We start from the raw sequence: 20,971 nt of genomic DNA, 5'->3' as shown, positions 1-20,971 counted from the left end.
TTGATCGTTTTGAACAAGTCAGAGTTTAGCGTTTAAAAGTCATTTAAATCATCAAAGTCATGATCAGCATCTTCAGCTGAAGCCAGATTATAATTCTCTGATATTTGCTGATTCTTCTGAGTATCTTGCATTTTATTATTGTCACTCAGTATTGTTTTAGAACTTACGTTCCCTGCTGTGAGTAACAGCTCTGGCGCCATTTGGTACTGCTGAGATAAAAGCATCCACTCAACGGTGTTTTGCTGCTCCTGAGTAAAGCTCAATATTTGTGCCAGCGTTTCCACATTAAGTATTTGATAAAGCGCCAAAAAGGCCTCTGGGAAATATTCTCTGGGATCAAAGTGCTGTAGTATATGACTAACATCTGCATAAACCACAGCTGCTGCAAAGTGATTTTTCTTTTCAATCAACTCTGTGAGCAACTTAATTTTTTGTTTGAGTATTTGCCATTTTTGACTGCCTTGATCCATCGCATCATTACTTAAATGATTTAAGGATGAACTTTGATTAATATCTCGTTGCTCAATATCATTATGTTGTACATCAACTGCCACACTCTCCTCTTTCAGCTTAATCTTATTAATTTTACGTAATAAGATGAAATAGTCCTCTTCAAAGTTTAATTGTGTTTCAGCAAAGCATGTTTTCAACATCTCCATGAAGTGACTAAATGCATTGGATAATGTTTCTTGTTCCATCTTTGTAATTGCGACAGGGCTTGCTTTTTGCAACATTTCTTCGATCGTTTGAAAACTCCACTTATATACACCTTTGAATAGTTTCATATAGTTATCTTGTGGAGAGATCATCGCCAGTTGATCGGCAAAAAATGCCGTGAACTTATCCAGTATGGTGGATACCTCAGTAATATTAACAGTTCTTAATTTACTAACTAGCCAATAAAAAATAACACGTATATCTAAAATTTGTTCTTCTTTCAGCACCTCAAATGCTGAGGTTAAAAGACGCTCATAATCCAATGACTCAATATGTGCTTGTAAGTCAGAAAGCTCTGCCAAACCAAGTCTTCCTTGGATAAAATCTATCTCTTGTATATTTTTCATGTTGATTTTTTCTCCTCTAATCTTGTGTTACTTGATTTGCCATCTGACGAATTCTTGAAGCTTTCATGGTAATGTTACTTGAAACCTGTGCCTCAATATTAGATCCATCAATCGTAAATGAACTACCACCAATATTAATTTCTAGCTCTCCATCCTTAAAAGTGAGCTTGCTGCTACCAATCTGAATAGTTAATGACTCTAGCTCCATTGTCATATCACTACCGCTTAAAAGAACCTTTCCCTCTTGATCCATGCTCATCGTTGCAACAGCACTTCCTGAGGGCTTTACCTCACTAATCATTTGCTCTGTTGCCGTATGTTTGATATTTGCCGCTGAGCTTGTAACCATCTCCTCTGACAAATCAAGCACTTGCGACACTGAAGCCGAAGAAGAGCTTAATGACAAACTAATATTATCGATCTTTTGAGCGATGGATGAATTATTATCTCCTGACATAACGACCTCTTAACTATAAATGAATTTTAACGGTTTCTTGATTCGGATTTTCTACCGTTACATCGACATTACATAATGCACACTTCAGTGTACTACTACTGGTAACAACATCCTGACCATCAGCATCTATATTGTTAGAAGCATTTTCAAATGGCATAAAACTCATCATACAAAACGTTGGCAGCATACCTTGAGTTGCTGAGATATAAGGGTTTGAACTATTATTGCAACATTGGCTAGGAATAAAATTAATAAATGCAGCATTGTCCATTTGTGTGACCATTGTTTTACCAGGTCCATAATTAATACCCGTTGGTGGTTTGTTAATGATAAAAGGCTGCAATGAAGATGGGCATTTTAAGGTTGCGCCTGCTGCAACACCCAACTCTGCCTGAGCTGGTAGCTCTTGATAGATGCCTAGCGCATATTCAACACATGCTAATGCGATAGCTAATGGTGCGATACTTGGCCAGGGAATGCTCGGAAGTGCGATAAGATTTGGAATTAGACTTCCTAACATTCCCAATAAATCGGGCAACTGAGGTAAAGATGGAATGGTTGGTAAATTAATGTTTGGCAATGATAAATCGGGCAAGTTCAATGAAAATGGAAAAGGAAAACTCACAGCCGACATACCAAATCCGGACCATGTCGGCAATAGTGATGATAATTGATTTATCAAGGAGTTAATTTCATTTAGAAGTGCGCCCTGACAATCTTTAACTGAATTTAAAATTTGTAATAAGGTAGCAATAATCTGATTAAGCAGATCAGACAGTCCACTAAAGTCAGGCAAGCTTGGAAAGTTCACACTAGGAAGCGATGGTAAATCAAGATTAATTGCGGGCATTACAATATTGGGAATTTGTGGCAATGACAACGAGATATCAGGAAAAGGAATGTTAAATGCCATTATTGGTAGATCACAAAGTGACTGATCAATACCACCGATTATAAAAGCCAGACTCATGAGTGAAGATAAGTCAGCACCACTTGGGATGTCTGGCATTTTATCCGTTATTTGTGCGGTAAGTTCACTTGTACCAAAACCTGAACTTAAGGTAGCAAGTTTCTGATTCATATCATCTAATTGCCCTGAAACATTAGGTGTTGTTGGCATTTCAGCCAAGGCCTCACCTAGTAATGCATCGGTATCTAGCATTTGTGGTACATTACTGATATTTGCCAACGGCAAAAGCTGCGCATTGAAGCCAGAAAATGCATTCTCAAGATCTGAACCTGAGGAAGAAATAACATTATGGTAATCAGGCAATACCAAACCGTTGCTAAAGTTAGCAAGATTGGCTTGATTAAACTGCAATGGCTGAAATCCACCCTCAAGTTGAGAAACTGCATTTTGATAGGTTTGATCTACCAAGCCATCGTAGGGATTGGCTAAATTTACTTGCGTATAATTCTCAGGATTAAGCGTACTTAATTGTTGATTTAAATTTGCTTGTTGCATAGCAAGCGTCTGCTTTGCTTGCGCTTCTAATGCATCGTAACTATATTGCGATTGTAATGCACTTAAAGTGGTATTTAAGCCCATCAATTGCGTATAGGTAGATGAATATTCTCCCTCTATATCGGCCAAGCTCATTCCATTGACCATTAGACTATTAATATTAGTTGGCATGACAGAATCTATCTGTGGTAGACCTTCATTCAAGCCGGCTAAATCAGGTAGTGATATAGCAGGTGGTGCTAAAACTCCATCAAGACTTATTTGAGATAAGTCTGCTGCCATTTGATCAAATGGTGAGCTTGTTGGCATAGCAGGAAATGGCATAGATATCGCAGGCATCTCATTACTACTTAAGCTCATTAAATTAGATAACTCTGCCTGATAAGCACTTAAAGCATTTGCCGTATTTGCAAGGGGGTTACTCTCTAGTATATTGCTACTGAGCAAATTGGTTCCATCAGTAAGTAAATTGCCAATTTCTGGTAATTGCGCTTTAATCTCTGGTTGCTGCAAATCACTACAACAATTGATTTTACCAGCTAATGATTGCAGCATCGTGTTTGCTTGACCTAGTTTGTTAACACCCTGATTAAAAGGATTGTTAATATCGTTTGCTAAATTGCTTACATTAGTATTGATTGCGTTATTTAAAGATTGAAACGCTGAACTTGCTTGATCAACTGTATTGACCTCTTGGTTAAGAGAATTGCTCAAATCACTTGCTAAATCACTCACAGTATCATGAACGTTATTACTTGAGCTTTGCGGTAAGGATACGGTGTTTGGGATCAATACTTTTTTGCTACCAACAAGGCTTGAGGGCACCAGTGTAGCAAGTTGTGCACTCATTACCTTATTGCCAGCACTATCACTCATATCTTTTAGCCCTTTGAGAACTTCACCTAGTTGAATATTTTTGGTTTTTGTCAACTGACGCAATTTGCTAACTGTTTTTGTTCGAGTTTTTGAGTTATCGTCTGCTACTTGTTTATCTTGTATTAGCTGTGTTTCTTCTGTTTTTTCGAGAGCCTTGGCAGTATTGTTGCTATCTGTTTGCTTAGGTAAATATTCCGATTCAGGAATAGACTGACCATACGCTTTTTTGTAATCTTCCTGAATATCATCTATTTGATATTGCGTTGATCTTAAGTCTAAAATATTCGATCTTAATGTCTTAACCTTCTCAAGATTGCCTGCTTTATATTCATTTTGAACAATGCGCTCAATAAGCTTATTTTGTTCATTAACCTTCTCTATAAGTGCAGATTTTGATTTCTTTAGAACATTATACTTAGCATTATTTTTGTCAGTTATCGATGATAATTTTGTAGCAGATGATAATGAGGCAGTATGCTTAGATAGTTGTTGTATTTCAGATTGGGCTGATTTTACATTCTGTTGCTGTAATGCATCCAATGTACTATTTTGCTTGGAAAGTTGTGATTTCACTGCTGTAGTATGATTGTGTATTGATGACTCTAAAGGCTCACTTTGCTTATTTATTGCCATTGCATTACTTGCACCTGATTGCTCATTGTTTGCACTTGGCTTTTCTGTCAGTTTTTTTTCTAACTCAATATGAGACTTTATCTGATGCTGTAAAATGGTTGTATTTTTCCCAGCTTCTTCAAGGAGATTCTTTAAAGGTGCCTTCTTAGCATAACCACCAATTGTTTGCACATAACTAGAGAGTCCTTGATAACTTTCTTGCAAATGATGCATTGCAGGCGCTCTAGTCTCTAAATCATGGGCTTTTGCACAATCTTTAATAGCCTTGGCAACGCTTTTCTGGCGATTTGGAATTACATTTTCCGAATTATACTTGTCCTCAAAAGACTGATTAAATATTGCTGAATCCGGACATTGATAAAGCTTATCCGCAGAAAGAGCAGTCAGAAGCTTATCTTGATGAAAAAGCATTTTATAAGGCGTTTTGTCAATATCATGAAGGGGTGAGTCTGCCTCAAACTCATCATATGTTTTATATCGCTTCAAAAGCTCGCGCATTTGATCAGTAACATTGCCCACCACTTTCATATAATGCGCTCTCTAATTTATATCCACACTGGAAGCTGTTACATTTAAGGTGTGAGACTTCCCAGAAACGGGTAATAGATAAGACCATCGCTCGGCATCTATCAATGCTTTATCCAAAAAGTAAACCCCCAGATATTTGCTATTTTGCTCTGGTGATATTGTAATCTTCTTTTCTTGTCCAGGAAAAACCTGATAACTTAAGAGCTTTTGATCTAACATTTGTTGATAGATATTGTTTTTAGTTTCAGCCATATAATTTTTAACATCATCATTTGTATTAATCACCACATAAAAACTATGTCCAGAGTTAACATTTTTTCCAACAGAAATTGTCATAGTTTGCTCTGGCGCTTTATTATCAGGAATTTTGTCTGTACTAAAAATTGAACACCCTGAAAGCGATGCAATACTACAAGCTAGAACAAGCAACTTAATAAACTCTATTAATCTTTTTTTCACTGCAATCCTCCAGTTATACGTATTTAGAACACCATTATTATCCTTCATATAGCACCATCAAAAGTACCGTATTTATTCGGTAATACGCTTTTCTAAAACTAGATAGAATGGTATTTAGCAAAAATATGCAGATATCCATTCATTAGCATATAAGCTTACAAGAAGGAATCCACATGACCACATCAAGATCTGCTTTAAATCAAATTGTTAATAGAAACTCTTTTATACGCAGCTTGGTTAATGACTCCGATGAAAACTATTATTTGGAGCTGATGGAGCTATTTATTAATGCTACCAATCGTGCTACTGCACTTTATTCCAATAAGTGGAATGAACATCAAAAAAATGCGTGGCATATTAATTTGGTTTTTTTTCGGTTTAATGTTCGCTGGTCCTCCAAGGGTCGACTAATTGCAACAGATCCAAAAGCAATTTTTGGTCTCGGGAAAACTGGATTTAAAGAACATTTCCTCTCAGGGATGAAGAAATTAAACAAAGAGCATTTCACCTATAGTGAATATATTAAGTCTCTAAGAACAGATCTAAAATACATAGAAACAAACTATAGTGATAGGACATTTGTTGGCCCAACCTCCGCCTCCTACTTCTTAAAGTTTTTAATCACACCAATGTTACAGATTTTTAGATATTCTGCTAATTTTGGTGATCGAGGAAAAATTGCAGCAGATAATTTTAGATTTAAAACATTTCACAGCCAATGGATTGACTTCGGTCGTATGTCAGCAGGACATCGCTCAGAAAATCCATTTATCTCAAAACAAGGTGCTTGGCTTAAAGATCAACTTGAAAATACCTCTTCTGACTCATCCGTTTGGAATGCCTTTGAAAGATTAATTGCACGATGGGAGCATGTACTATCAGAAAACATCACACAAGGATTCATCAATGGTAAAGAAATCAATATGTATGATGGAACCAAAAAAAGGCTAAAGCCTATTTCTCCGGATATTACCGATAAAAATGTAAAAGCAACTGGCGATGTAAATATGAATAAAATACTTCATATTATTATGAGCCTTTTGCAGAAAAATCCTTTAATAAAACAAACCATTGATAATGACCCAGCAATATATAATCTGTGCACAACTTTAGAAAGCTTATGGAACAAAGAGAATGCACGATCTGAGTTTAATCCTAAGATAACACAAGACTTAAAATTGAATCAAAGTGTTGACACCGACTACCATCTTAAGCGTTATGCAGAATTATTCCTATTAATATTTAAACAGACGATTGATGAGTATCGACATCAAACAAATAATCAAAAAGATTGTTTTGATGTAAAAGTTGGTGCAGATATGGGGCTAGAGCTCCCTTTTTCAGCTGCTTTAGATCCTGCTAGCATTGGTGGCAAGGCCGTACTATGGGGTGAATCCACAATCTCTAATACATTACACTATAGGCAGGGCTTTCATGGGCAGGTTGGAAAGGTAAGAGAAATCTACTACGCCCTATATACCTCACAGTTAGAAATTATCATAAAAACAACCAATATTCTAAGAGATCGCCTACCTGTAAATTTGAAGCGTGAAATCTATCTTGGTGTTATTGTGCAAATCATTACTTGCCTTGAGAAATCAATGAGCACGTTATGCATCAAATCAGGTAAGTACTCATTTTACACAATACTCAAAGACAAAATAATATATTTTGGTGATCAAATATGTAACTCAATGAAAGAAGATTATATCCACTCTTTCGATCGTAACGACTTAAAATACTTTAGATATATTGCAAGAAAGTGGAATAAGCATTTATCGAGTTTTTATAAAATGATTTGGTATTTTTAAATAGCTATAGAAATGGCGTTGTCATGAGCACTCCCAACTATAGCTACAGTCTTAAATTGCAATAAATATCATATATCAAACCCATATTCAAGATTCAACATAGCTTCTTCCTTTTGGGTTATTGATCTATCTTTATAAGCAATACCCAATACTGAGCTTGGTAAATTATATGCTCTCACCAAGTATTGATCATAATACAAACTATTATCATAAAAATCATAAACACGCCCATGATAGGTGCCTATTATTTGTTGCACAAACTCGGTATATGTAATCTTAACCTGACTATTCTGATCTAAACTAAAGCCACAAAAGTTAAATATATCCAAATATTTAGTATTAGAGTTAAGCACACGGATCAACTCATTGCCGGATGTTGTTGTATGAAGATCACCAAGTGTAATATTTTTATGGTCTTTAAATAAGTTCTTATAGCGAACGTGGAAAGCAATGTACAACATTGTTTTTACTATCTCTTTAACTTCTGCAGACAATACTTTGATAAGACCCGGCCAAAAATTTTCAGGAACTTTCTGAATCAACTGCAAATGGTTCTCAATAATGTAATATGCCTTATACTTAGTATTGTTAAACCTCGTGCTAGTAATACAACGGTTGTGTCTCGACTTTACCTTAAGTTTGGTCACAAGCTCTTGTAAATGCTCGCATATTTTAGAAACTCTCTTAAACTTCTCATAAAAATTAGTACAAAGTATATTTGCATTATCTTTTCCTAAACCTTTTAGATGGTTATCATATTGTCCATATTGGTTGTTGAATTTCATATTTAGTTTAGACTGTTTGTAGGCGCTAACCAACTTGTGAAATAATCCCTGCATTTTTTGTTCTACTTTTTCATAGTGAATCTTATTATAATGCTCACCTACAATAACAGATTTTGGAATTACATCGCGGGGGCGACCAACCACTTTCTGAACCATACCTACTTCTTTGCCTAATTTATTTTTTTGAGAATACATCTTTGGTACAGTACCATCAAATTGCGCAGCATACTCAATGTGTTTTAACCAATCTTTTAATGGTGTTACTTTGTAAATCCATGGATCAACTATAATTGCATCACTCAAATTACTCTTTGAAGCCATCTCAAAAAGGCTTTCTGCATAAACCCTTGTAGCGGTAGATTGTTTTAAGTCTGATCCAAATTCATGGAGAACCTGTGAAGAATGTAGCAAACAATAGACATGATCCATCAGTAGAATATGCGTTAAATAAATTTTTCCTGCCAATTCATCTGGTTTTTTTATATGAGTTGCTATAAACCTCATCATTGCTGATAAATAACCACAAGTCCCATAGCCAACGTGCATTACACTTAAATAATGATCTTCGAAAATGCGGCCCCTAATATCTAGAGAAGCTTTGGTAATTTGGTAATCATCAGCACCTGCTTTTAAAGATAAATTAAATGAGGTTGGAATATAAATACGCGCCATATGACTTAATGCAACGGCTATTGGCATGAGCTTTTCAATTGTCACTTATTTCTCCTTTAAAAATGTTTAATCTATAGTTACTATTTAATCATTAACTTGTTTCGATACCAGATAGCTTCCAATATTCAAAAAATATAACAGTATAGCAGTCAAAACAAAGACTATAATCGCCAAGATAAAAGGAAGATTAACTGATATATCTAATAACTTTTCACCAAACAATGATGTAATTGCTGAACCTGATGTAAATAACGAAACAGTAACACCCATTACCCAGCCTTGCTTCTTATCTGAAACTGAATGAGAAAACATACCCAACATATTGGTATATGCAACACCAAAAGCTAGCATAAAAGCGCCTCCAAATATAAGGATGTCATAACTTTTCCAATTAATGAGCAGTAAAAAAAGCATTATAGCCATAACTGATAGATTTATAATCACACACTGCTTTTGTTTAAAGTGTTTTTCAAATAATGGAACTAAGAAGATTGTACTAATTGCCATTGCAATTCCTAATACAAGCATCATCAAACTATTCATAAAAACATCATAATGATATTTCCTGTACAAATAGACTGGTAAAAATATGTAGAATGTATTAAACGATATTTGCATTAAAAAGAATACAACCGATAACTTGAGAACATTCTTATTTTTAAAAACACCATAAAATTGGGTTACTATCTCAGTTGGTTTAAAATAATAACTGCTTTTTTTCAACTTTGTTTGATCTTGATAAGTTATTAAGAGAATTAAGATATTAATCGCAATTAATATTAGCGTAAGGTAAAAGGGAAGCTGATCATTAAACCATGAGCATAAACTTTTATCAGATAGCAATCCTCCAATAATAGGCCCAGCTATAAGCCCTAACGAAAATGCAAACATGATTAACCCCAAATTTTTAGTACGCTCTTCTGTGCTGCTTACATCTATAATGGCGGCCTGCGCAATGGGTTGACTACCTGCTGTTATCCCACCAACAACCCTGCCAACGATGAGAAGTAATAAGCTATTAAACGCAATTGCTAGCCCTGTTAATCCATACCCTATGAAAAGCCCAACCAAACAAATCAGCAATACACGTTTGCGTCCAATTTGATCTGATGTTTTAGCCAAGTATATTGCGCCTACAAACCAACAAATGAAAAAAATTGAAATGGTTATTCCATAATATAACTGCCTTGTTTCTGTACTGGTTCCATATGCTACAAAGTGAGTTTGTGGATTCATAATAACAGCACTTAAAATAGGAAATAATATCCCTATGCCTAAGGCATCAATAAAAACAACAAATAGCAAAGCAAAAATTGATTTTCTCATATAATAAAATTACCTCAAATTCATATTGTAGTAGCGTGCTAAATTTCTTGTGCCAGCATTGATAGCTTATCAATTGTCGCTGATTTTAATGAAATATCAACATTAACACCTGTTTTAGGAATCATCACTTTCCATTTACCATTTTGCTCATTAGCGGCATAATCCTGTAATAATGCAAAACCATTAACATAATTTTTACTGCTATTATAAACCTGACCATTATTAAGGATAATCCCTACCTTTAAGGTAAGTGGCTGCCACCAATTAATTTTTGCTTTTAGCCAGCCAATATCTGTATTGATGCCATAGAATGTTTGATTATCAAAATTTACAAATGCATATTTTATACCCTGTCCTTCAGACGTAATATTACGATATTGATCAATATGTATTTCAGCAGGAAGTGACTGCGGATTACCCTTGGCATCCTCTAAATCTATTATTAGTGATTGCAATTGGTTAATCGCATTAATATCTGCAGTATCAATTGGACAAGTATTTAAATAGGTGATCTTTTTACAGACATATTCGCCACTGTCATTTTTAATTAAAAATGGTGAGACTAAATCAAAGTAGCTTTTATATAGACTTGACTGCCCCAATAACAGATCATTTAACATCCTCAAATTCACCGTCATCTTTGCAGTCGGAGAAAATGGATACATCCTAGCAAATCGAGTTGACAATGCCGTAGTAAATTTTTGCCATTTTTGTGCCGATTGTTTCTCAATAAGTTTAACACCATGCCTTACGACCATATGTACCGGAGATAGCAAACTGTCAATGAGCGATTGTGGAATATTCTGTTGTTTCAGCACTGATGACAACATTTTACTATACGAGTTATCATCTTCAATTAGCTCATTTTTAGTTATTTTTACAATTGCATTATTCGGCTGTGATAATTCGGTAGCTAACTCTGATAAGATATCAACATATTGCTGTCTTAACTGCTGATTACTCAAAAATGCATTTAAAGAAGTGAATTGATTGCTAATTTCATTGGTAAATGGATAATCTTTCATTAGCACCTCTTTAGTGTTCTCGTTATAAAATGAATAGATCAACTGCCAAACTTGGATAGAACTTATCTGCGTCAAATAGTTTTTAATTCCTATTAAGTATTGAGGCTCTCCTTTAGATTGTTGCATTAGCAGATTAGACATCAAGTTAGTATACGTTTCTATATATTGATTGGTGTAATGATCAACAACTTGCTTTTGCCAAGTATCAAGCACATTCATATTAGCTTGTTTCCCAAGCGATGCACTGAGCTTCTTATAGTCACCAATAATTTTTACCACATATTGGTCTAACCCTTCTTTAGTATATATCAAAGGAATGGAATAGTTTTGAAAGCTCACTAATGTACTATCTGATTGTGTTTGCTTTAATATGTCATAGTTATTCGCACTTACGACCATTGCACTAATGGAGTTAACTCGCGCCTTTAAAAGACTTTCAACCATTTTTTGTTGTAATGGTGAGTCCATATGTTTTTTAAGATCACCAACCATCAATTGTGTTTTATTGAGCAGGGAAACAACCTGACTTAAGGAATCAATTGTACTTGGCAAATCCAAATAGTTTTTAAAGGACTTCACTTGAATTAAATCGTTTAAATGCTGGTAATCTGATTTGCTAATCTGTGTTTTAATTGATGGAATATGTGATTGTTGAGGGTAAAGCATATGTGTCAGCCAATTATCAGTATGTGATAATGACGTCAATAAATTAACTTTGACCAAAGGCAAAAATTCTTGCTCTATAAATCGCTGCCAATCATTAATCGTCACTGAACTTGAAGATAATAAATACTTGAAATACGCATCGCTAATTTTCACTGTATAATTATCGCTACCTGTTAATGAGGTATTACTATTAACAATTTTTCCTAAATCTGAAGCATCAAAGTTAGCCGCATAATTTAAGACCGTATCAATTTCATTAGCATTTAAATCAGTTATTTCTTGCCAAACATATTTATTTTGTTGAATGATTTTTCTAACGTCATCATGATTTGCCACGAATAAATAAGACATTAAAATTCGCGTTGTTTCGGTTGGTGTTTTAGCAATAAGTGCTTTCACCTTGGATAAGATTTCTTGACTATACGCCCTATTTAGTACTTTAGCAATATAGTATTGCGGTAGTAGGCTAACCCCATATGCTGATGGGTCTGATGCCAACTGATCACGATATGCTTCTTGGAGTTGACTGATATCTAAAGGCGTATCAGCATAATTAATATTATTTGAAATATCATCTACTTGTGCTTGAAACCCAATAGCATTTGCAAGTAACACAGAAGAATAAACAACACCAATAACACCAACACCATAGCCACTAACTGCAGGATAATTGATATTTATTCCCTTCTTATCACCTGATAATACAAAGCTGAAGATATTTTGTTGATATGATGTTTTTTGACGCGGCATATACAATAGTAAATTGCGAATACTCTGTGGTGAATTGGATATAATCGCAGCATAGTAATGCTCGACACTATTTTGATAGGTTAGCACCTTTTGTAAGAAGTTATGGATTTCACTGACTTTTTGAACATTATAACCCACCGCCTTGATAATCTCAGTCTCATGTTGCTCAAAGTATTGAAGTGGCAGCTTCGCCCATTCCTTAACCATCAAATTAGCATCTGAAATTCTCTCTTCTGAAATCGTTTTTATAGGAATGTATTCACTAACCATTGACAGCTTTTGATACGCGTCATAACCCTCAAGATTCTGCATTGAAAATGACAGGCTCACAATCGGTTGAATTTCTAATTTTTGAGCAAAAATATTTAAGCTAGATGCCACAAGCATTGCTTTTTTCTGTGTTAGATCATCTAGCTTATCGTGAACGACAACAATAGGAATACGCTTTGTTTTTTGAGATATCTTCAACCAACATGCTTCTAATGCATCAAAATCAACTTGATCTAAATCATGCAACTCATGGATAACAAAATTGTTTGATAAATAAAAACAAGAATCTTTATTAATACTTGATTTATTTCCTGCAATTAGCTCTCCTAACCCTGTCTCATCAATTACAAATTGATCCTGAGCAAAATTAAGTAATAAATAAGGTTGTTTATTGGATAACCCTGGATAAACATTTGCAGGTAATCTGCTAAGACAGGTCCTTAATCCTTTAAGATAGCGATTTTTTGTTGATGAACGAAATATACCCTTTGAAATTGAGACAATAAAATTAGCTAATTTTTTAATATATTTCTTATACCTTCTCCAAAAAAGGAGCAGCACAATAATAACAGCAACAATTGCAATTGATGACCCATAATTTTTCAAAAAAGTTAATAAAATACTCATATGCATTACCTCTTAATCTGTCAATTTAAGTGTGAAGCCATCTTTGTTGATTTGTAGCGTTTTTTTACCACTATCATTGTTTTGCTCAATATATAGAGCACTATCTTGGCTATCTACTTCATAACGTATTGTTGCTTCATTTTGACTACCCCAGTTTATACCCGTCACCTGCGATGTTTCAGATGCAAATATGTCTGAGTTAACATGGTGTATAAGTGATCCTGAAATCTCTATGTATTCACGATGCAAATCAACCCATACTTGTGTATTATTTCTTAAAGGAAAATAAGCTTGGCTTAATAAATTATTAGGCTTTACCACTGCGGCAAAGCTGTTACTTGCCTCATCGTCAGCAAGTAATAAACTCGGCAACTCAATATGGTACGACATTTGATCATCGCTATAAGGTGTGAATCGATGATAGCTCGTATTATCCGATGGCTGCTGTGAAATATCTGATGCAGTTTTGGTGGCGCCCTGATAAACTGATGTTGCATATATGTCATCTGTTGATGCATCGTCTTTTATCACACATGCTTGCGCTTTAAATGCTGTCGTTTTTTGATATGCAGGTAAGTCTATTGCTGTTGATTTATCAGAAATAAGTGTTAATTTAGTTGCAATATTGAGCGGCATTTTCTGATCTATCATCTCATTTGTTAGGCGACTGTGACTGTCAAAAGCACGATAGTCTTGTAGATCTTGGTGAAACTTAAATTCAAAAGCAATTGCTGTTATACGATAACTGTCATTTAACTCGTTAGCATATGAGTCAAAGAAACCATCTGGGAAACTGAATCCACTAACAGGGTAAAGTGGCAACTGCGTCGGTAAATTGCCAAATTCTAACTGTATTAGGTAAGCAGATGAGTCTTCATTTTGTTCCTTTTTCTCAACATAATTAACATATTGCTGATATTGATTTGGAATTTGGTAATAACTAGGAGCGACTCTTGAAAACACGTCATCAGTCAACCCCCTGTCTATCGATGATAGTTGTGATTTCGGCAGCGGATAACTGATATTTGCAATATTACACTTCCCTAGTGCTTGTTGTGTATTTAGTAATAGCACTTTATCTAGTTTATGTGTATCGGGAGTAGATAAAGTGCCATTACTAACCTCATACTGACCAGCATAGGTTTCGACCTGACTGCTGATAAAGTATTCTTGCTTGTCATAATTAAAATAAAGCTGTAGTTGGTAATCATATAACCACTCTATCAAGGAGTTATACAATCCAAACTCAATACTATTAATACATATATAGGGTTGCTTATCTTGAGTAAATTGAGTCAGCGCATCATCAATTTCGAGCTTGACGAGATTTGAGAATGCTGAAGACATTGAGGTTATAACATCTTTATAAGTGCTGTCTTGAAAGACCTTGATTGTTTTAATTTTCTTGGCAATGGCAGCTAAAGGGTCAGAAAATGTAAAATTGAATACTTGATTTGCCTCATATACTTCACATTGCTGTTGGTCTTGAAACTGATTGAACTTGATTTCAGATAAACTCAATAAAGTGCCTGGATTTTTTGATAATGGATCAAAAACTGCCATAAGTTTAATTGTATTGCTCTGCATTGGCAGTGTATTCGCATTGGATAGCTGTATATGATCTCTGACCTGCAATATAAACTCTAATGCAAACATTCCTCTATTATTTAAAAGAAAACTTAAATCTTCATTCATTGAGTTTTTAGAGGATAACGTAAAACTAATTTTACCTTCAAAACCATATGTTTTAAGATTAAATACTAATTGATCTATATACTTGGGCGCAATAACAACACCATCGCCTTGTGTCTCAAAACGATCATTCAACGGCTTTACTACTAGTGATAATGCATCATAATAGACCTTGCGCTGTAACGTGTTCGTATTATCGAGCATAGCCTTACCTCAGTATTAAGAATAGGTAACTACTACAAACAACCGCAATACCTAAAAGTGCGGCACTTATGTAGTGTGATTTAGTTAAAAATCGCTTAGACCATCGCGATTTAGTTGACTGCAGTGTTTGATGTATAGACAAACTCTCAAGCACATTTTCATAGCCTTTATTAATAACATCGCATCCAGATTCATTCTCAATCATCGTTTCAAGTTTCTTCTCATACAGCGTAATATTATATTGATTAGCAAGATGGTATTTCCCCTTAAAACCTTCTTTTAATAGCAAGTTGATCTGTATTGGAATAACAATCGGAACTTTGACTTCTTTAGCCAAAATAGCATCAATCATTCTGAAGAAATGCTCTCCACCATCTCGTCTTTGAAAAAACTCTGTTTGCAATGACTCCCAACTCGCTTTGGATAAACTCATATGATTAAATAAATATAAGTTCACTTTTTCATCACAAAAACTGACCAATGGAAATAGAATATAAAATAGGATGCTCTCAGAATATTTCTGTTCCAAATTACTTTTAAAACATTCTATTTTTTCTACTAATACCGTGCGATAGATTGTTAGATTATCAGTAGCTTTTTCTTTTTCTAGCTCTGGATGAACATACTTTTTAATGTCTTGTGCTTGTTGAACAATATCAAGCCATAGCATCCATAATGTTTGATGATCCATCAGAAATTCCCCATATGCTTCTTTTTGGCAAAATGTAATTTAAAATGAGATAATGTTGAGCGTTACTCTTTATCTTTTGGTTGTTCTTCTATATTTTCAGCACTTTCTTCACCCTCAATCAATGCCGTTGTATCAGCCACATTAGCTGCTTCTTCTAGCACTTTGGGCACATGCTTATTGGCATTTAATAAGGCATTATATTCCTCAATATTAACCAAGGATTTTTTAATTATTTCTTTATTCTCAGCATTAGCAAGCATCTCGCGAATTTTCTCTTGAAACGCTCGATTGTTATCAAAGGTTGTCTCAAAATTTGCAACAATCTCTTTTAATCGTAACAACTTTTTAAGTGCAGGAATCTGATTTGCCAGAGACAATGGACTAAAGGCATTGATATTCTTAAGTTGTAGATCAATATCAAGTTTATCTGTTTGATGTGGCGTAATTCTATTATTGACACTAATCGTTTTACTAATATCTAGCTTTGACAATACCGCATTAACGCCCCCCTTACCATTTAATACCGTTCTATCATAATATGATTTTTTCATCTCCTTAGACTCACCAAGAGAGAAGTCACCCATAATAAGAATCTTAAGTGGTAATTCTTTTTTCTTTTTTTCATTATTTGCCGAGACAATATCATAAGTAATATTAACTCTAGAGCTTGGAATTTTTTGCTTATACGACATGATTTTCTCCTGAGTACGTCAAGAATTTAAAGGAAAATATTTAGCTGCATCCCCCTAGCAAAGCAACTTATGCAACTAAACAAAGTTTACGTCATTGATAACAATTATCTAGGCGTTGGCAACCTTGAAAGATTGAATATTATTAGGTTGTCTTGTTTGTACGTGTATAGTTGACGACACATCTTCTGAATAGTTACCGCCTGTAATATGTATTTCAGCAAGATTACCTTTGTCATCTGGAATAATCTGGATATTATCCTTAGCTACTCTAAACTTAATGGCATCATCAACTTTAACACCATAAGTAAATGTCATTTCCTTATTATCTAAGATAATTTGATTCTCATTAAGCTCAGAAATTTCAAACTCCATGACAGGTGTGCTGCCCATATTATCAAGCTTATCTGAAATTGCTTGACCCTGATTATAAGTAATATAACCAGACAAAGACACTTGTGCATCAGTTTGCTTTGGATAAAGAGGAAATGTTGCCTGCGTGATTAGAATCGGTGCATCTTCTGTTGTCCCCAATTCAGAACCACCATCTTGAGCAGCAAACTTATCATCTGCAGCAGTACTTGCAAATGAAAAGCTTTTGGCATAAAAACGCGCAGCATGCGCAAGCTCTCTATCTCCTGTATGCCCTTTTATCCACGCATTATGTACAGAGCTAAACGTAACATGACCATTTGATATTTGCACATTTTGAGAACTTATTACTGACATATATAGACTCCTTTTCTTATTTTATTGATTATTCTTATTCACTATCAGACTCAGCTTCATCGCTTCCCTCACCAATCGGTAATTTGGTTGCAAGACGCAGTGAAACATCAATACCTTCTAGTTGAATATGTGGTACAAGATCAATTGAACAACCATACCAACCAAGTTTACCTGGTTGAGGTTCAACTTTGACACTTGCCTCTTTAAACGGAAAATAGGCTAACGTCACATCACTTGGATTAGATGCTATCGTTACAAAGCCGTTTAACCAATCTGACAAAAAGGTTTGAACTTTTTCCTGATCATAGTTCGAACCAATTCTGTCTCTCACCATTGATTTCACATAATGTGCAACGCGAGATACTGAAAGCGTATATGACAGGTTAGAATTAGCTTGAATACTTTCCATTAAATCTAAATTTTCCAGATTGTCGGGAACGAACTTTGCTGATTGAACGCTAAAGAAACATCCACCTTCGCCACGTTTATCTCCAACAAAAGGGATAAGACCTGCTTTAGAGAAAGCATACTCTTGGGAGTCTGATATAAAGTACTCAACACTCCCTGTTTTTTGCTTATAATTGCCAATTTCAAATTGATACGTTGGAATATCTTCAATCAATCCGCCTCCCAAAGGACCACGAATATACTGACACCAACCTGTTTTTTTGAATGAAGTAATAATATTTCGTGCCAACAATCCAGATGAGAAACCCCATACATAAGACTTTTGATCAAATGGGTTATTCAGCTTTTCACGGAAAAAACTAACCGAATATTGATTCCTTGATCCATATAGCTCAGTTGAGCTATCATCATAAGGACGTCTAATTAAATATCGAGGAAAAGTCATGCCGACATAGGCAGATTCTTCTGTTTTTCTAAATTGATTCCACATTTTAAATTTAGAACCTTCTAATAATCCTTCTAAATCCTTAACCTCATCAAACTCTTCAAAGCTACTATAACCAAAAAACTCAGGTCCAATATTGCTAATAAAAGGCGTATGTGCAGATCCTGCAATCTTGCCTAAATTAGATAGCACAAAGAAGTCATCATACGTATTTTGAATATCAAACATGCCAACACTAAGCGCATAAGGCTCTCCACCATATTGATCATATTCATCCCGATAAATACGTTTGAATAAATTTGAACCAGTAAAATCAGCACTGTTTAACTCAAAATCATCTAGCAACTCTTCTTTGGTTAATTCCAAAAGACAAATCTCAATATCTTTTTCATCAGCTGCTTCATGGAATATGTCACGTAATGATAACCAAATAGACTCAAGATATTTGAAGTCTTTATTTTGAATAATCTCATTAATTTGCGCATCCACTAACTCATCAATTTTTAGCTTAATCCGAGACGTAACATCCTTGGAGAAAAAACTGCTTTTATCATCTGACATTACTAAGGTTAAAGCCGTTAGAAATTCTTGTAGCTCAGACTCTTCTGTGACATTTTTCTTATCAACGGGAACAACATCATTAAATTTTGTCGACGAAATTAGTTCAGAAATGTCACCGGTTACATTTAAATTAGCTGACTCTACTAATTGGATAATTTGATCACTCATATATTACTCCTATCATTGGACTTGAGTGCATTATGTTTGTTTTTCATTCCCATCGTTACCGCATAAATACGGGCATATTTTGATTTATAGCTAATCACATGCCCTACCGTACTCAAACGGTAAATAATCTTTAAGTAGTTGACTATTATTTATCTTATTAAACACTACAGGGCGACATTATGAATATTCACTGGCATAACGGAATGGTGCTTTCAGCACAAGCATTTACGATTGATGATCAGATCAAAACAGCAAATAGTAATTGCAATACTTTATTGGCAACTAATTTGATCGAAAAAGATATCTTTATCTCTTTGGAGTATGATGAAAGCGCACTTACCTATAATCGTTTTGTTATTAATAACTTAACGCTTTTATCTAAAACCGGTGAGGTGATTACTCACGAGAATTTGAAACGATGTAATCCAGTTGATTGTTTTAGCTATAACTTAAGTTTACTCGATACCAAAGAAGAAAATATTAGTTTATATTTACATCTAACAAAACAACAAAGTCTATTGCATGATACTGAACAGTTAGAAATCAACGGCTATCAGCTACTGCTTGATATAAAACCGACACATAATGAATGTCTGGGTATCAAACTAGCTCATTTCAGGTACAACCCCAATAGTTTAAAATGGGAAATTCAACAAAATTATATTCCTCCCGTTTTTTATTTAGATAATCTATTTATGAGCCCAACACGTTACGCCATGCAAAAGCTTTTAGAGAGTGTTCAAAACTTTATTAGCAAAGAGTTATCTGCTCTTGCAATCACTGAAAGCACGACAATTACAATGCTTAACTTTATTAAGCAGACCTGTTTTTATTTAAGTTATGAGCTCCAAAAATTACAGTTGGGACAAATGAGAATACGTATCTGTGATATTTACGAGCAATTTTATCGTCTCTATGTACAGATTTCTTTTATTAAAGGCATCGAAAAACCAAAAAAACTGTATTTAGATTTTAATGACTATTATATGAGCTTCCAAAATTTATTTGATGCCATTGCTGAAATTTTCTCACTCAAGCTAAATCATAAATCATTTATCAACAGTGAATTAACAAATTTAGCTAACACATATCAATTCGCACTTGATGAACGTGCTCAGCTTGCACGTGATGTCTTTTTAATTATCAAACGAAAAGATCTATCAAAAACACTCGTGCAAGATGACCTTTATCTTGCAAGCAAATCTCGACTTATTCACATGAAAAACCTTGCTGTTTCGGGCATTACACTAACTCATTACAAGGGATCACTTAATGAACAACAAATTGATTTGAGCGTTTGTCAGGTATTCAAACTTGAACTTGATCATAATGAATGGCAACACTCCATTAATGAGAAAAGCTTATGGGTCGAAATCAATCCAACATTTGATGATTGTATTTTATACCTTTATCTTGATCTGGCTCAAGCTTATGTAGAGATATCTTAGGAGACACCGATGAAGCATAGCGAAAAAGGCATTGATAAACTTGATTCTAAGGATCAAGCAAAACATTTAGTCGAATCTTTACAAGATCTTTTAGCCAGTCATTTTAAGACCTTATCTCAAAATTTTGAACAACAGGTTGCTCTGGAGCGAAATGCTTACTATATCAAACAATACCCTTGGTTTTTTCGCCATACGCCTTTTATATACCTTTGTAAAATTAAAGCTAATAGCTCTAACTTTCCTAAACATATCGATTTTTCTCAACGTTTTCATTTTAGTGATGGGTTAGAAAATTGTGAGATGAGATCCTTAAACAATCAAGAACTGCATAGTTTTGAGCTTTCTCAATGCCAAATCAAAGACCATAACCTCTTTCTTGACTTTCAAGCCTCCCATACATGTGACCTACCTCAAACACTATGTTTAAATCTAATTAACTCGAATATCAAATGTGAATCAAGGTTTAAATTATGCACAGTATTTTTGTGCCAGCAACTCAAATGCTGCACATAGCCTTCCAAA

At 34.6% G+C, this 20,971-nt stretch carries 15 protein-coding genes; 3 read left to right on the top strand and 12 right to left on the bottom strand.

What is annotated here, in order from left to right; translation table 11 throughout:
* Positions 1-32: 32 nt before the first annotated feature.
* From ACY10D_RS03710 to iglE, 4 genes are read right to left on the bottom strand one after another with little or no spacing between them, the layout of a single operon-like run.
* On the bottom strand, positions 33-1,064 hold the full coding sequence (locus ACY10D_RS03710; protein WP_486999429.1) for a type VI secretion system protein IglI family protein: 1,032 nt from the start codon (positions 1,062-1,064) through the stop codon (positions 33-35).
* A gap of 16 nt (positions 1,065-1,080) precedes the next feature.
* Complete coding sequence (locus ACY10D_RS03705) at positions 1,081-1,521, bottom strand: hypothetical protein (protein ID WP_486999428.1); 441 nt, start codon at positions 1,519-1,521, stop codon at positions 1,081-1,083.
* Positions 1,522-1,534: 13 nt separating this feature from the next.
* Positions 1,535-5,023 (bottom strand): PAAR-like protein, encoded by a 3,489-nt coding sequence (locus ACY10D_RS03700; RefSeq protein WP_486999427.1) that lies wholly within the window; start codon positions 5,021-5,023, stop codon positions 1,535-1,537.
* Positions 5,024-5,035: 12 nt separating this feature from the next.
* On the bottom strand, positions 5,036-5,530 hold the full coding sequence (gene iglE / locus ACY10D_RS03695; protein ID WP_486999426.1) for a type VI secretion system lipoprotein IglE: 495 nt from the start codon (positions 5,528-5,530) through the stop codon (positions 5,036-5,038).
* A 125-nt stretch (positions 5,531-5,655) separates the two neighbouring features.
* Here iglE and ACY10D_RS03690 point away from each other — a divergent pair, with 125 nt between their 5' ends.
* A complete protein-coding gene (locus tag ACY10D_RS03690) occupies positions 5,656-7,293 on the top strand; it encodes a hypothetical protein (RefSeq protein WP_486999425.1) in 1,638 nt (545 codons plus the stop codon).
* Positions 7,294-7,361: 68 nt separating this feature from the next.
* Here ACY10D_RS03690 and ACY10D_RS03685 read toward each other — a convergent pair whose 3' ends face one another.
* The 8 genes from ACY10D_RS03685 to tssC form a co-directional block, all read right to left on the bottom strand.
* Positions 7,362-8,795: a hypothetical protein gene (locus ACY10D_RS03685; protein ID WP_486999424.1), complete on the bottom strand. Its 1,434-nt coding sequence runs from the start codon at positions 8,793-8,795 to the stop codon at positions 7,362-7,364.
* Between the two features lie 39 nt (positions 8,796-8,834).
* Entirely contained in the window at positions 8,835-10,076 is a 1,242-nt protein-coding gene (locus ACY10D_RS03680) for an MFS transporter (RefSeq protein ID WP_486999423.1), read from the bottom strand.
* A 38-nt stretch (positions 10,077-10,114) separates the two neighbouring features.
* Positions 10,115-13,414, bottom strand: a complete 3,300-nt coding sequence (locus tag ACY10D_RS03675; RefSeq protein ID WP_486999422.1) for a hypothetical protein — start codon at positions 13,412-13,414, stop codon at positions 10,115-10,117.
* A 12-nt stretch (positions 13,415-13,426) separates the two neighbouring features.
* Positions 13,427-15,310 (bottom strand): hypothetical protein, encoded by a 1,884-nt coding sequence (locus ACY10D_RS03670; RefSeq protein ID WP_486999421.1) that lies wholly within the window; start codon positions 15,308-15,310, stop codon positions 13,427-13,429.
* Between the two features lie 4 nt (positions 15,311-15,314).
* On the bottom strand, positions 15,315-16,001 hold the full coding sequence (locus ACY10D_RS03665; protein WP_486999420.1) for a DotU family type IV/VI secretion system protein: 687 nt from the start codon (positions 15,999-16,001) through the stop codon (positions 15,315-15,317).
* A 62-nt stretch (positions 16,002-16,063) separates the two neighbouring features.
* On the bottom strand, positions 16,064-16,693 hold the full coding sequence (gene tssB, locus ACY10D_RS03660) for a type VI secretion system contractile sheath small subunit (protein WP_486999419.1): 630 nt from the start codon (positions 16,691-16,693) through the stop codon (positions 16,064-16,066).
* A 108-nt stretch (positions 16,694-16,801) separates the two neighbouring features.
* Entirely contained in the window at positions 16,802-17,419 is a 618-nt protein-coding gene (locus ACY10D_RS03655) for a hypothetical protein (protein ID WP_192483617.1), read from the bottom strand.
* Positions 17,420-17,453: 34 nt separating this feature from the next.
* The gene (tssC, locus tag ACY10D_RS03650) at positions 17,454-19,001 is read right to left on the bottom strand and encodes a type VI secretion system contractile sheath large subunit (RefSeq protein ID WP_192483616.1); all 1,548 of its coding nucleotides are present in this window, start codon (positions 18,999-19,001) and stop codon (positions 17,454-17,456) included.
* 179 nt (positions 19,002-19,180) lie between these two features.
* Between tssC and tssK the strand changes: the two genes are divergently transcribed.
* Entirely contained in the window at positions 19,181-20,449 is a 1,269-nt protein-coding gene (tssK, locus tag ACY10D_RS03645; protein WP_486999418.1) for a type VI secretion system baseplate subunit TssK, read from the top strand.
* Positions 20,450-20,458: 9 nt separating this feature from the next.
* On the top strand, positions 20,459-20,962 hold the full coding sequence (gene iglH, locus ACY10D_RS03640) for a type VI secretion system baseplate subunit TssF/IglH (RefSeq protein WP_486999417.1): 504 nt from the start codon (positions 20,459-20,461) through the stop codon (positions 20,960-20,962).
* Positions 20,963-20,971 lie beyond the last annotated feature (9 nt).

The organism is Cysteiniphilum sp. (assembly GCF_057495195.1).
Note: the sequence above shows the minus strand (reverse complement) of the source record. Positions and strands in the feature narration are given on the sequence as shown.